The sequence below is a fragment of the Curtobacterium sp. NPDC088465 genome, from assembly GCF_044753165.1.
GTDB lineage: Bacteria > Actinomycetota > Actinomycetes > Actinomycetales > Microbacteriaceae > Curtobacterium.
In genome coordinates, this window is sequence record NZ_JBIVMR010000001.1 from 25710 (window position 1) to 39181 (window position 13472).

14 protein-coding genes are annotated in these 13472 nt (G+C 72.7%); all 14 read right to left on the reverse strand.

The window, feature by feature from the left end; genetic code table 11:
* Positions 1-11 precede the first annotated feature (11 nt).
* The 14 genes from ACIP6W_RS00110 to ACIP6W_RS00175 all read right to left on the reverse strand — a co-directional run bounded on the left by ACIP6W_RS00110 (position 12) and on the right by ACIP6W_RS00175 (position 13449).
* A complete protein-coding gene (locus ACIP6W_RS00110) occupies positions 12-542 on the reverse strand; it encodes a hypothetical protein (protein ID WP_209686029.1) in 531 nt (176 codons plus the stop codon).
* Between the two features lie 70 nt (positions 543-612).
* The gene (locus tag ACIP6W_RS00115) at positions 613-1212 is read right to left on the reverse strand and encodes a hypothetical protein (protein ID WP_400427560.1); all 600 of its coding nucleotides are present in this window, start codon (positions 1210-1212) and stop codon (positions 613-615) included.
* Between the two features lie 15 nt (positions 1213-1227).
* On the reverse strand, positions 1228-2751 hold the full coding sequence (gene der / locus ACIP6W_RS00120; RefSeq protein ID WP_066653326.1) for a ribosome biogenesis GTPase Der: 1524 nt from the start codon (positions 2749-2751) through the stop codon (positions 1228-1230).
* Between the two features lie 122 nt (positions 2752-2873).
* The gene (gene cmk / locus ACIP6W_RS00125) at positions 2874-3557 is read right to left on the reverse strand and encodes a (d)CMP kinase (RefSeq protein WP_245172547.1); all 684 of its coding nucleotides are present in this window, start codon (positions 3555-3557) and stop codon (positions 2874-2876) included.
* A gap of 200 nt (positions 3558-3757) precedes the next feature.
* Complete coding sequence (locus ACIP6W_RS00130; RefSeq protein ID WP_374109571.1) at positions 3758-4891, reverse strand: prephenate dehydrogenase; 1134 nt, start codon at positions 4889-4891, stop codon at positions 3758-3760.
* An 11-nt stretch (positions 4892-4902) separates the two neighbouring features.
* On the reverse strand, positions 4903-5658 hold the full coding sequence (locus ACIP6W_RS00135; RefSeq protein WP_066657976.1) for a pseudouridine synthase: 756 nt from the start codon (positions 5656-5658) through the stop codon (positions 4903-4905).
* A gap of 1195 nt (positions 5659-6853) precedes the next feature.
* Complete coding sequence (scpB, locus tag ACIP6W_RS00140) at positions 6854-7540, reverse strand: SMC-Scp complex subunit ScpB (protein WP_285841128.1); 687 nt, start codon at positions 7538-7540, stop codon at positions 6854-6856.
* Positions 7530-8426: a ScpA family protein gene (locus ACIP6W_RS00145; RefSeq protein ID WP_374109569.1), complete on the reverse strand. Its 897-nt coding sequence runs from the start codon at positions 8424-8426 to the stop codon at positions 7530-7532. The genes scpB and ACIP6W_RS00145 overlap by 11 nt, the downstream gene beginning before the upstream one ends.
* Entirely contained in the window at positions 8410-9288 is an 879-nt protein-coding gene (locus ACIP6W_RS00150) for a ParA family protein (RefSeq protein WP_066653324.1), read from the reverse strand. The genes ACIP6W_RS00145 and ACIP6W_RS00150 overlap by 17 nt, the downstream gene beginning before the upstream one ends.
* A gap of 110 nt (positions 9289-9398) precedes the next feature.
* Positions 9399-10232 carry an SseB family protein gene (locus tag ACIP6W_RS00155; RefSeq protein WP_400427562.1) on the reverse strand — a complete coding sequence of 278 codons (834 nt, stop codon included), beginning with the start codon at positions 10230-10232 and terminating at the stop codon, positions 9399-9401.
* Positions 10233-10237: 5 nt separating this feature from the next.
* Positions 10238-10984 (reverse strand): bifunctional 1-(5-phosphoribosyl)-5-((5-phosphoribosylamino)methylideneamino)imidazole-4-carboxamide isomerase/phosphoribosylanthranilate isomerase PriA, encoded by a 747-nt coding sequence (gene priA, locus ACIP6W_RS00160; RefSeq protein ID WP_066653322.1) that lies wholly within the window; start codon positions 10982-10984, stop codon positions 10238-10240.
* A gap of 109 nt (positions 10985-11093) precedes the next feature.
* Positions 11094-11729, reverse strand: a complete 636-nt coding sequence (gene hisH, locus ACIP6W_RS00165; protein WP_066653320.1) for an imidazole glycerol phosphate synthase subunit HisH — start codon at positions 11727-11729, stop codon at positions 11094-11096.
* Positions 11726-12328 carry an imidazoleglycerol-phosphate dehydratase HisB gene (hisB, locus tag ACIP6W_RS00170; RefSeq protein WP_066653318.1) on the reverse strand — a complete coding sequence of 201 codons (603 nt, stop codon included), beginning with the start codon at positions 12326-12328 and terminating at the stop codon, positions 11726-11728. Before hisB ends, hisH begins: the two co-directional genes overlap by 4 nt.
* Entirely contained in the window at positions 12325-13449 is a 1125-nt protein-coding gene (locus ACIP6W_RS00175; protein WP_400427564.1) for a histidinol-phosphate transaminase, read from the reverse strand. The genes hisB and ACIP6W_RS00175 overlap by 4 nt, the downstream gene beginning before the upstream one ends.
* Positions 13450-13472 lie beyond the last annotated feature (23 nt).

Below are 13472 nucleotides of genomic sequence, written 5' to 3' on the forward strand. Positions count from 1 at the left end.
ACCGCCGTCGGTCAGTCCGTGGAGTGGTCCTCCCGCGGCGTACGGACCGGCTTCGGGAACGTCGCGCGCATGTGGTCGCTCGTCAGCACGTCGCCGATGCCGATCATCAAGAGCGAGAAGAGGATCTGCTCGATGACCATCCAGAACGGGTAGAGCCCGGGGACGGCAGCGACGACCAGGGTCACGACCGGGAAGATCCTGCTGAAGAGCCGGAGGCGCTGGTACGCCCAGTAGTAGCCGAGCTGCGCCCGCCACGCGAACACGTAGAGCGTCAGGGTGATGAGGAGCACCACGGTCGCCCGGAACCAGACGGCCCAGGCCACGGTCTCCCCCGCACGGGTGAGCAGCACGGCGACGACGATCGCCGCGAGTCCGACCGCGGTCTCGGCAACGAGCAACCAGCGGATCCACCGGAACGAACGGACCGTGTCCGGGTGGGCGAGCATGTCCTCGCGGATCACGTAGTCGGCCTGTCGCCCACCGGCGAGACGGTCCAGGTGCAGCCGGCACCAGAGACGGTCGGCGAGGACGGGGAGACGCACACGTCAATGGTGCCGCATCCGGGACGTGTCCGAGGTGCGGGCCGGTCCTCGTCGGTCGACGCGGGTCCCCTCAGTCGGCGGGGACGAGCAGTGCGACGCCGAGCACCTCGTCGGTCTCGTCGTCCACCAGGGCCGCGGAACGGGTGTCCGCCTGGAGCGACGAGCCGTTGGTGATGAGCGAGAAGCCCCCGGACGTGTGTTCGTCGACGGAGGCCGTCACGACGCCGGGGGCGTGCGCGAGGGTGCTGCGGTCGGGCATCGCGTCCGGCGACAGGACGAGTCGGACCGCGCGCGTGCCCGGCGGCGAGGACAGGTCGTCGATCCGGACCGCCACGGACGACTCGTCGATGCGCTCGATCCGGACGGTCGCGGCGACCCCGTCGACCAGGGGCACCACGGTGCCGGAGACGGGCAGGACCCGGCCGACCCAGTCCTCGACGCTGCGCGGGACGTCCGGTCGTCGGTCGGCACCGGGGATCGGAGCGCCGAGGGCGTTCGACACCCCGAGCGGTCCGGCTCCGTCCGGTGCCGTCGACGCTCGGTCGGTGGCACGTGCGGTCCGCACGACGTCGTCGTCACCGGTGACGAGCCAGGCGGCACCGAGCCCGGACACGACGACGGCGAGCGCCAGCAGGCCCGCCAGGGGGCCTCGCCGTGCTCGCCGTGCCACGTCGTCGTCCGACCGCTACGTGCGCTTGCGGCGCTCGCGCACCCGCATGTTGACGTTGATCGGCGTCCCCTCGAAGCCCCACACCTCGCGCAGACGACGCGTGATGAAGCGGCGGTACTGCGGGTCGAGGAACGCCGAGGTGAAGAGCACGAACGTCGGCGGCTGGCTCGACGCCTGCGTCCCGAACAGGATGCGGGGCTGCTTGCCGCCGCGGACCGGGTGCGGGTGCTCCTGCACGAGCTCGGCGATGAAGGCGTTGACCTTGCCGGTCGGGATGCGGGTGTCCCACGACTCGAGTGCGGTCTCGAGCGCCGGGACGAGCTTCTCGAGGTGACGACCCGTCCGGGCGGAGATGTTCACGCGCGGCGCCCAGGCCACGTGCGCCAGGTCCTGCTCGATCTCGCGCTCGAGGTAGCGACGCCGGTCGTCGTCGAGCAGGTCCCACTTGTTGTAGGCCAGGACGAGTGCCCGACCGGACTCGAGGACCAGGTCGATGATGCGCAGGTCCTGCGTCGAGATCGGCTCGGTCACGTCGAGCACGACGACGGCGACCTCGGCCTTCTCGAGCGCCGCGGTCGTGCGGAGCGACGCGTAGAAGTCCGCGCCCTGCTGCAGGTGCACGCGCTTCCGGATGCCGGCGGTGTCGACGAAGCGCCAGACGCGCCCGCCGAGCTCGATCTGCTCGTCCACCGGGTCGCGCGTGGTGCCCGCGAGGTCGTTGACGACGACGCGCTCCTCGCCCGCCGCCTTGTTCAGCAGCGAGCTCTTGCCGACGTTCGGGCGCCCGAGGATCGCGACGCGACGGGGGCCGCCGACCTCCTGCTTGGCGACGGCCGACGTGTCGGGGAGCGTCGTGATGATGAGGTCCATCAGGTCCGCGACACCGCGGCCGTGCAGCGCCGAGACGGGGTGCGGCTCGCCGAGCCCGAGGTTCCAGAGCTCGAAGGCGTCGAGGTCACGGCGGTCGTCGTCGGCCTTGTTCGCCACGACGATGACCGGACGGTCGGTCCCGCGGAGCATCTTCACGACGTGCTCGTCGGTGGCGGTGATGCCGACCGTGACGTCGACGACGAAGAGCACGGCGTCGGCCAGGTCGACGGCGACCTCGGCCTGGGCGGCGACCGAGGCGTTGATGCCGCGGGCGTCGGGCTCCCACCCGCCGGTGTCGACGAGCGTGAAGCGCTTGTCGTTCCACTCGGCCTTGTAGCTCACGCGGTCGCGGGTGACGCCGGGGACGTCCTGCACGACGGCCTCGCGTCGACCGATGATGCGGTTGACGAGCGCCGACTTGCCGACGTTCGGCCGCCCGACGATCGCGAGCACCGGGTACGCGGGCAGGTAGTGGACGCCGTCCTCGCCGAGTTCGCCGGCGTCGAGGAGCGCGACGTCCTCGTCGTCGAGCTCGTACTCGTCGAGCCCGACGCGGAGCGCGTTCGCACGCTGGTCCGCCTCGGCGTCGTCGAGTCCGGCGAGCCGTTCGCCGAGCGCGTCGTCGTACTCCGGGAAGTCGTCGTTGTCGTGGCTGTCCTGCTGGGCCATGGTGGGTTTCCTCGTGTGCGACCGGAGCCGCGGTGTCGGTGGCCGGTGCCGGCCGGGCCGGTTCCCCGGCCGTGGTGACCGGGCAGCCCGGTCGTGGTGACCGGGCGGCGCCCGGTCGTGCGTCAGTGCGTGGCCGCTCGGGCCAGGTCGACGACCGCCTGGACGGTCTGGTCGAAGTCGAGGTCGGTGGAGTCGAGCGTCGTGACGCCGTCGGCGGCGTTCATGAAGTCGACGACCTTCGCGTCCGCCGCGTCTCGACGGGCGAGTGCGGCGGAGGTCTCGGCGGCTGACTGCGTGGTGACCTCTGCCGAGCGCCGAGCCATCCTAACCGACTCGTCGGCGGTCAGCAGGATGCGGACCTCGGCATCGGGTGCGACGACCGTGGTGATGTCGCGCCCCTCGGTGATGATGCCCTGCGCGTCGGCCTTCCGCATGACCTGCCGGAAGAGCTGCACGAGCTTCTCGCGGACCTCGGGCAGCTTCGCGATGTGCGCGACCGCTGCGGTGACCTCCGGCGTGCGGATCGCGTCGGTCACGTCGGTGTCGCCGACGCGCACGAAGTACTCGTCGGGGTCGGTGCCGATCGCGTAGTCGAAGGTGTCCCAGCTCGCCACGACGGCCGCGGGGTCGTCGAGGTCGACGCCCTGCTGCAGTGCGTGCCACGCCAGGGCGCGGTAGGCGGCACCGGTGTCCTGGTACCCGAAGCCCAGCGCACGGGCCGCGGCGCGCGAGACGCTCGACTTGCCGCTGCCCGCGGGTCCGTCGACCGCGATGACGGTCTTCGCCACGAAGGCGCCCTGCGGCAGACCGGACGGGACCGGAGCGCTGGTCGAACCCGGCTCGCCACCGGGGGTGCCCAGGCCGCCGGCCGGCCCGCCGAGCGCGCCGCCGTCGGCTCCGCCGGCCGCTCCGTCGCCCGGCGGCGTCGGGGTGGGCAGGCCGGAGTCGGGGCCCTCGGGTCCCCCGGTGACGCCGGACTCGTCCAGGGTGACGTGCGTGTCGTCGTTCATGCCCATGCTGCTGCGATCCTCCATCCGCGCCCCTCGAGTTCCTCGACGAGTCGCTGTTCCTGCTCGGGCACGACCGACACCTCGACGATGCCGATCGGTGCGCCCGGTGAGTGCTCGAGGCGCATGTCCTCGAGGTTGATGCCGATCTCCCCGATGAACTGCAGGAGTGCGGCGATCTGCCCCGGGGTGTCGTCGACGAGGACGACCACCTGGGCGAAGCGCTTGGTCGTACCGTGCTTGCCGGGGAGCCGCTCGACCCCGCGGTTGCCGGCGGCGATGGTCTCGGCGATCGTCCGGGGGGATCCCTGGCCGTCCGGGTCGTCGAGCGCGCGGAGGACCCGGTCGAGGTCGTCACGCAGGTCCGTCAGCACCGGCCGGATGTTCGCAGCGTTCGCCCCGATGATCTGCACCCACAGGCCGGGGTCGCTGGCGGCGATCCGCGTGACGTCGCGGACACCGCCGCCCGCCAGGTCGAGCGACCCGTCGGGGGCTTCCTGCAGCCGCGCGGCCATCAGGGTCGAGACGAGCTGCGGCGCGTGCGAGACGTACGCGACGGCGAGGTCGTGGGAGTCCGGCTCCATCGGGACGACCGTCGCTCCCACGTCGAGGGCGAGGTCCTCGACCACCGCGGCACGCTGGTAGGAGATGGCGTCGTGGCCGGCGATCACCCACGGGCGTCCGACGAACAGGTCTGCCCGCGCCGCCGTCGGTCCGCTGCGCTCCCGGCCCGCCATCGGGTGCGACCCGATGTACCGGCTGACGTCGGCGCCCGATGCTCGCAGGCGTTCGAGCGGCCCGGTCTTCACGCTCGCGACGTCGGTCACGACCGCGCGCGGGAACGCGACGAGCTCACGCTCGACCACCGCTGCCACCACGTCCGGCGGGACCGCGACCACGATGAGCTCCGGCTCGTCGCCGTCGGCCGGTCGACGACCCGCGCCGTAGTCGACGGCGAGCGCCAGCGCGGCCGGTGAGACGTCGTCGAGCACGACGTCGACGCCCTTCTCGCGCAGGGCGAGCCCGATCGAGGCGCCGAGCAGCCCGGCGCCGACGACCCGCACGGGTCCGCGCAGCCGCCGGTCGATGTCCGGTTCGGCGAGCGGGGCGGGGGCGTCGGTCACGGGCCTCAGCCTACCGAGCGTCAGTCGGCAGCCTCCTCGTCGGCGTCGCCCGGTGCAGCACCCTTCGCGTCGCGGGCGATGCGGAGGAGCGCCCCGAGCTCGACCGTGGACAGCTCGCGCACCCTGCCGATCGGCAGCGATCCGAGCTGCAGCGGGCCGAACGACCGGCGCACGAGCTCGAGCACCGGGTGGTCGACCGCGTCGAGCATGCGTCGCACGATCCGGTTGCGCCCCGAGTGCAGGCTGATCTCGACCAGGGACTCACCGCGAGCGGACTCCAGCAGCCGGACCTTGTCCGCGGCGATCGGTCCGTCCTCGAGTTCCACCCCGTCGAGCAGCCGCTGCACCGTCGCCGGGTTCACGTTGCCCGCGACCTTGGCGATGTAGGTCTTCGTCACGCCGAACGACGGGTGGGCCAGCACGTGTGCCAGGTCGCCGTCGTTCGTCAGCAGGAGCAGCCCGGACGTCTCGGTGTCGAGCCGACCGACGTTGAACAGGCGCTCCTCGTACCGGTCGACGAACTCCGACAGGTCGCGTCGACCGCGCTCGTCCTGCAGGCTCGACACGATCCCGACCGGCTTGTTGAGCAGCACGTACCGCCGGGAGCTGTCGACCTGCACCGGCACGCCGTCCACCGCGATCGCGTCCGTCTCGGGGTCGACGCGGCGTCCGAGGGCGTCGACGACCTCACCGTTGACGGTGACGCGACCCTCGACGATCAGGTTCTCCGCGACCCGCCGGGACGCGATGCCCGCAGCGGCGATCACCTTCTGCAGACGCTCGCCGTCGGCCTGGAGGCTCGGGACACCCCCGGCGGACGCCCCTGCCTCGGTCGCGTCCCAGTCGGGGATGATCGGACGTTCGGGCGTGCCCTCCACCGGGACGCCGTGCTCGTCACGAGCGCCCTCCGGGCGCGGCGTCGTCCCGCGCTCCGCGCTGCTCGGCACGCGTCCCCGCGCGCCCGCGCCCGGCCGGTCACCGTTGCGTGCGGTGGTCGTGCCGCCGACGTAGCGACGGCCGTTGTGCCAGACGGTGCTCGGTCGGCCGTCGGGGGTTCGGCGGTCCTCGCGCGCTGGGTCACGGCGGTCGTCACGGCGGTCGTCCCGGCGGTCGGCGCTGCGGTCCGGTCGGTGACCGGCGTCGCGACGGTCTGCGCCGCGGCGGTCGTCCTCGCGCCCGCGGTACCCACCACGCTCACCACCCGAACGGTCATCACGCCCGCGGTACCCACCGCGCTCGCCACCGGACCGGTCGTCACGGCCGCGGTACCCACCGCGCTCGCCACCGGACCGGTCGTCACGGCCGCGGTACCCGCCGGAGCGGTCGTCTTCGCGACGGACGAACCCGCCGCGGTCGTTGCTGCGCTGGTCGGTGTCGCGGCTCACGAACCGTCCGCGGTCACCACCGGATCGCTCGTCCCTGCCGCGGTACCCGCCACGGTCAGCACCGGAACGGTCGTCGCGCCCGCGGTACCCGCCACGCTCGCCACCCGAACGGTCATCGCGCCCGCGGTACCCGCCCTGGTCCGAGCCGCCGCGGTACCCACCACGCTCACCACCCGAACGGTCATCGCGCCCGCGGTAGCCGCCCTGGTCCGAGCCGCCGCGGTACCCACCACGCTCGCCACCCTGCCGGTCGTCACGCCCGCGGTACCCGCCCTGGTCCGAGCCGCCGCGGTACCCACCACGCTCGCCACCCGAACGGTCGTCACGCCCGCGGTACCCACCACGGTCACCACCGGCCCGGTCCTCACGCCCGCGGTGGCCGCCGCGGTCGCCACCCGTCGGACGCTCCTCGCGTCCGCGGTACCCGCCACGGTCCTCACCGGACCGGCCGTCCGCACGGCCGGGACCAGCGGCGCGGTCGCGCCCCGCGCCTCCAGACCGACCCGAGCCGGAGCGGTCGGAACCGCGACCGTACCCGCCGGAGCGTCCGTCGGATCCCCCTCGGGACCCACCTCGTCGTTCGTCCTCAAACGCGGCCATCGGGGATCCCTTCGTTGTGCCCGAAACCGTCCGCGCCGTCCTCCAGCAGAGGCGAGATCAGCGGCAGTTCGTCGAGCGAGTTGATGCCGAGCTGCTGGAGCAGCAGGTCGGACGTGACGTAGTTGACGGCCCCGGTCTCGGCGTCGGTGAACGACTCCTCGATGAGCCCCCGGGCGACGAGCGTGCGGACGACACCGTCGACGTTCACCGCTCGGATCGAGGCGATCTGCGACCGGGTGATCGGCTGCTTGTAGGCGACGACCGCGAGGGTCTCGAGCGCGGCCTGCGACAGTCGGGCCGGCCGCTCGGCCTCGACGAACTGCTCGACGACGTCGTCGAGCTCGCGCCGCACGTAGAAGCGCCAGCCGCCGCCGACCTCACGGAGCTCGAAGCCGCGACGGACGGTGCCGTCGACACCGTCGAAGTCGGCGACGAGCCGCTCGATCGCCTGTCGGACGGCGGGCACCGGCGCGCCCACCGCGGCACCGAGCGACACGAGCGACTGGGGCTCGTCGGCGATCATCAGGATGGCCTCGAGCTGCCGGTCGACCGGCAGGTCCGGGTGCGGGGTGTGCTGGGCGTGCAGTTCCTGCTCGACCGCGCGGGCCTCGGCGACCTCGTCCGCTCCCCCGGGCTCGGCACTCGACGCGGCGGCACGTGTGTCATCCGTCATAGTCGGCTCCCAGGTTCGCGAGGCTCTCGTCGGACCAGTCCTCGGCGGTCCAGCGGAGTGTCAGCTCCCCCAGCGGTTCGAACTGCTCGAACGAGATCGACGCGTTCCGGTACAGCTCCAGGATCGCCAGGAAGCGAGCCACAACGATACCCGTCTCCGAGACGCCGGCCACCAGCTCACGGAACGACACGTCCTCGTCGGCGCGGGTCCGGAGGATCGACACGACGATCGCGGCCTGCTCCCGGATGCTCACGAGCGGGGCGTGCAGGTGGTCCAACCCCACGGTCGGGATCTCCCGCGGTGCGAAGGCCAGCGTCGCGATCGCGGCGAAGTCCTGCACCGACAGCGTCCAGACGAGCTCCGGCGTGCGGGCGCGGAACCGTTCCTCGAGGCGGACCTTGCGGACGTGCCGGCGGGACTCCTGCTGCCACCGTGCCCCGAACCACTCCGCGGCCTGCTTGAACGCCCGGTACTGCAGGAGACGTGCGAAGAGCAGGTCGCGGGCCTCCAGCAACGCCACGTCCTCGGCGTCGACGAGCTCACCCTGCGGGAGCAGCCCGGCGATCTTCAGGTCGAGCAGGGTGGCCGCGACCACGAGGAACTCACTGGCCTCGTCGAGCTCGTCGGCGGACTCGGCCTGGCGGACGTACTGGATGAACTCGCCGGTGACGGCGCCGAGGGAGACCTCGGTGATGTCGAGCTCGTGCTTCGTGATCAGCGAGAGCAGCAGGTCGAAGGGACCGTCGAAGTTGCGCAGTCGGACCCGGAAGCCCGGGGTGGTCGTGGTGCCCGCGGGCGCGCCGTCGACGGCGCCGTCGACGGCGCTGCGGTCGGCCGGCGTCGTCGGGTCGGCCGATGACCTCGGTGGGTCAGGCGACGGCGCCACGCTCGACGAGCTCCCTGGCGAGCGCCCGGTACGCGTGCGCCGCGGCGTGCTCCGGCGCCGTCTGCGTGATCGGTCGCGCCGAGACCGTCGCGTCCGGGAACTTCACCGTCCGGCTGATGACCGTGTCGAGCACGTGGTCGTCGAAGGTCTCCACCACGCGCTCCATGACCTCGCGCGAGTGCAGCGTCCGCGAGTCGTACATGGTCGCGAGGATGCCGTCGAGCCGCAGCGCCGGGTTGAGCCGGTCACGCACCTTGTCGATCGTCTCGATGAGCAGCGCCACGCCACGCAGCGCGAAGAACTCGCACTCGAGCGGGATGAGCACACCGTGTGCTGCCGTCAGGGCGTTGACCGTCAGCAGGCCGAGGGACGGCTGGCAGTCGACCAGGATCAGGTCGTAGTCGTTCGACACCTTGCGGAGGACGCTCGCCAGGATCTGCTCGCGGGCGACCTCGTTGACGAGGTGGACCTCGGCGGCGGACAGGTCGATGTTCGCGGGGATCACGTCGAGCATCGGCACGTTCGTCTGGCGGATGACCTCGCGCGGGTCCTTCACGGAACCCATCAGCAGGTCGTAGACCGTGGGCACGTCGTGGGTGCGGACCCCGAGGCCGGCGGACAGGGCGCCCTGCGGGTCGAAGTCGACGGCGAGGACCCTGCGGCCGTACTCGGCGAGCGCGGCGCCGAGGTTGATCGACGTCGTGGTCTTGCCGACGCCGCCCTTCTGGTTGCAGAGCGCGATGATGCGAGCCGGGCCGTGGCCGTCGAGCGGCGCGGGCACCGGGAACTGCCGGACGGGCCGACCGGTGGGGCCGACCGGGGTCTGCTCGGAGCCGGGGGTGGTCGTCGGGTTCGTGCTCACCCCGTCATCGTACCGGCGTGGCGCGAGCGGCCCCCGTCGCACCGCCGCACGGGCCGCAGCGGGCGGGACGGCGCCGGGCCGTGCCTCCCGGCCGCACGGTCGGTCCTGCGTCAGGCGGGTCGCAGCGCCACGCGCATGCTGTCCACCCGGTCCGCGATCACGGCGTCCGCCGTCCACCGCTGCTGCAGCCGGCCGACGAGCGCCTGGACGGCAGCCTGGTCGAGCCCCGGGTGCAGCGCCAGCCCGACCGTCAGCTCGGCACCGGCGAAGCGTCCGAGGGGGTCGCCCGGCGACAGCTCGACGCGTGCGACGGCGGACTCGTCGACGACGGAGGCGGCGAAGGCCTGCCCGACCTCGGCGTCCTCGAAGCACGGCGTCCACGGCAGGTCCTGCCCGATCGCCCACACGGCGGGTCGACGGAGCACGAACTCGGTCGGCGCGGTCGGGTCCAGCACGACGAGCTGCGTCTCCTCGCTCGCCGCAGCCATCGCCACCCGGCGTGCGTCCGCGGGGACCGGTCGGGCGGTGGCGTCCCAGGACCGCATCGCCTCGGCGGACGTGAACGCCGGCATGACGCTGCGCCCGTCGGGGCCGGCGACGGTGACGATCGACAGCTCCTGGGTCTTGTCGACGAGCTTCCCGTCGGGGGTGTGGCCGACGTCACCGGCCTCGGCCACGAGCGGGATGAGCAGTCGTGCGCCACGCAGGGCCTCGACGACCTCGCGCTGCGACCCGCCCTGCTGCAGGGCGGTGATCGCGGCGACGAGCGCCGGGTCCGCCAGGCCGTCGTCGTCGGCGTAGACGTCGTCGTGGGCGTCGAAGGTCCGTCCCGCCCACGGGTTCCCCGCCGAGTCCGCGGCACCGCCCGGGGTGTGGGCGCCGTCGTGCGCCCCCGACGCCGGTGCCTCGGGCCCGGCGCCGCGACCGTTCGAGATGCCCGCCACGGTGCCTACTCCGAGGCGATGTCGAGGGCGGCCGGCAGCGTGAAGGCGCCGGAGTACAGCGCCTTGCCGATGATGGCGCCCTCGAGACCGTGCGGCACCAGCTCGCGCAGCGCTCGGAGGTCCTCGAGCGTCGAGATGCCGCCCGAGGCCACCACGGGCTGGTCGGTGCGGTCGCAGACCTCGCGCAGGAGCTCGACGTTCGGCCCCTGCAGCGTGCCGTCCTTCGTGACGTCGGTCACCACGTAGCGGGCGCACCCGGCGGCCTCGAGCCGGTCGAGCACCTCCCACAGGTCCCCGGCGTCCTCGGTCCAGCCGCGGCTCGCCAGCGTGGTTCCGCGGACGTCGAGTCCGACGGCGATCTGCTCGCCGTACTCGCCGATGACGCGCGCAGCCCACTCGGGCTTCTCGAGCGCCGCGGTGCCGAGGTTGACGCGCGCAGCACCGGTCGCGAGCGCCGCCTCGAGCGAGGCGTCGTCGCGGATCCCGCCGGAGAGCTCGACCGAGACGCCCTCGACCTCGCGGATCGCCTTCGCGATGACCGCCCGGTTGTCACCGCGCCCGAACGCCGCGTCGAGGTCGACGAGGTGGATCCACTCCGCACCCTGGTCGCGCCAGGTGCGGGCCGCGGCGACGGGGTCGCCGTACGAGGTCTCGCTGCCGGCCTCGCCCTGCGTGAGGCGGACGGCCTGGCCGTCGACGACGTCGACGGCGGGCAGCAGGACGAGGGGCGGGGTCGAGGTGAGGTCGGTCATGGTCCTGTCGGTTCTCGGTGGGGTGTGGTGCGGCCGCCCCGGTGGATGCCACGGCCGGGAGGCGCGGCTCGCGTCCGTCGGGCGGTCGTGCGCCCGGTGGACGGCCGGGTCAGAGCGAGTCGACCCAGTTGCGGAGCAGCCGGATGCCCGGCTCCCCCGACTTCTCCGGGTGGAACTGCGTGGCCGTCAGTGGGCCGTTCTCCACCGCGGCGACGAACCGCTGCCCGTGCTCGGCCCAGGTCAGACGCGGCGCACGGAACGGGCCGTAGGCGTCGAGCGGGAAGTCCGTCACGCCGTACGAGTGGACGAAGTAGAACCGTTCGTCGTGCAGGCCGTCGAAGAGCACGGAGTCCTCGGGGGCCTCGACCGTGTTCCAGCCCATGTGCGGCAGGACCTCGGCACGGATCTCCTCGACCGTGCCCGGCCACTGGCCGAGCCCCTCGACGTCCGCACCGCGCTCGACCCCGCGGGCGAACATGACCTGCATGCCGACGCAGATGCCGAGCACCGGTCGCCCGCCGGCCAGACGGTGGTCGACGATCTCGCCGCCGCGGACGCCCTCGAGCTGGTCGACGACGGCGGCGAACGCGCCGACACCCGGCACGAGCAGACCGTCGGCGCGGAGCGCGGCCTGCTTGTCGGCGGTCAGGGTGACGTCGGCGCCGGCGCGCTCGAGCGCCTTGGCAGCCGAGTGGACGTTGCCCGATCCGTAGTCGAGGACGACGACGTTCGGCTTCGCGGTCACAGCTTCCCCTTCGTGGACGGGATGCCGTCGACCCGCGGATCGAGCTCGACGGCGCGGCGCAGCGCGCGCGCGAAGGCCTTGAACTCGGCCTCGGCGATGTGGTGCGGGTCGCGGCCACCGAGCACACGGACGTGCACCGTGATGCCGGCGTTGAACGTGATCGCCTCGAACACGTGGCGCACCATCGAACCGGTGAAGTGCCCACCGATCCGGTGGAACTCGAACCCCTCGGGCTCACCGGAGTGCACGAGGAAGGGACGACCGGAGACGTCCACCACGGCCTGGGCCAGGGCTTCGTCGAGCGGGACGAGCGCGTCGCCGTAACGGCCGATGCCGGCACGGTCGCCGAGGGCCTGCTTCAGGGCCTGCCCGAGCACGATGCCCGTGTCCTCGACCGTGTGGTGCACGTCGATGTCGGTGTCGCCCGTCGAGCGCACGCGGAGGTCGATGAGCGAGTGCTTGCTGAACGCCGTCAGCATGTGGTCGAAGAAGGGCACGCTCGTCGAGACGTCGGACGAACCGGTGCCGTCCAGGTCGAGCGAGAGCTCGATGCTCGACTCGCTGGTGCTCCGGCTGATCGAGGCGGTGCGGGCGGTCATGCGTCAACCCTAACCGGCGGCTGCACGGCGGCCACGCGGCGCATGGCCTCGAGGAACGCGGTGGTCTCCTCCTCCGTCCCCGCACTCACGCGCAGGTGGTTCGGGATGCCGAGGTCGCGCACGATGACGTCCTGGTCGAGCAGGGCCTCGAACGCCGCGCTCGGGTCGGCGACCCCGCCGAACAGGACGAAGTTCGACCAGGTCTCGTACGTGCGGTACCCCATCGCCCGCAGCTCCGTGACCATCCGGTCACGCTGCTGCTTGATGTCGTCGACCATCGCCAGCATCGCCGGGGCGTGACGGAGCGCCGCCACCGCCGCCGCCTGCGTCAGCGCGGACAGGTGGTACGGCAGCCGCACCAGGCGGAGCGCGTCGACCACGGCGGGGTCGGCCGCCAGGTACCCCACGCGGGCTCCGGCGAAGGCGAAGGCCTTGCTCATCGTGCGGGAGACCACGAGCCGCGGACGGCCGGGCAGCAGCGTGACGGCGCTCGGGGCGTCCGAGGGCATGAACTCGGCGTAGGCCTCGTCCACCATCACGATGCCGTCCGTCGCGTCGTAGGCCGCGCGGATCGTCTCGATGTCGAGCGGGGTGCCCGTCGGGTTGTTCGGGCCGCACAGGAACACGATGTCGGGTCGGTGCTCCCGGATGGCCGCGACGACCGTCTCCGGCGCGATGCGGAACTCGTCGTCGCGCTGCGCGGGGATCCAGCGCGTGCCGGTGCCGGACGCGAGGATCGAGTGCATCGAGTACGTGGGCGGGAACCCGAGCACCGACCGGCCCGGGCCAGCGAACGCCTGCAGGAGCTGCTGCAGGACCTCGTTCGACCCGTTCGCCGCCCACAGGTGCGCAGGGGTGAGCTGCTGCCCGGCGGAGAGTCCACCGTTCAGGTAGCCCGCGAGGGACTCGCGGAGCTCGGTGAACTCGCGGTCGGGGTAGCGGTTCACGGTCGCCAGGGCCTGCCGGATCGAGGCGACGATGTCCTCGGCGACGGCCTCCGGTACGGGATGCGTGTTCTCGTTGACGTTGAGCTGGACGCGCACGTGCTTCTGCGGAGCTCCGTACGGGCTCTGCCCACGGAGGTCGTCACGGATCGGGAGGTCTTCGAGCGTGGTGTCCACCGACCCATCGTAGGCCGGGACCC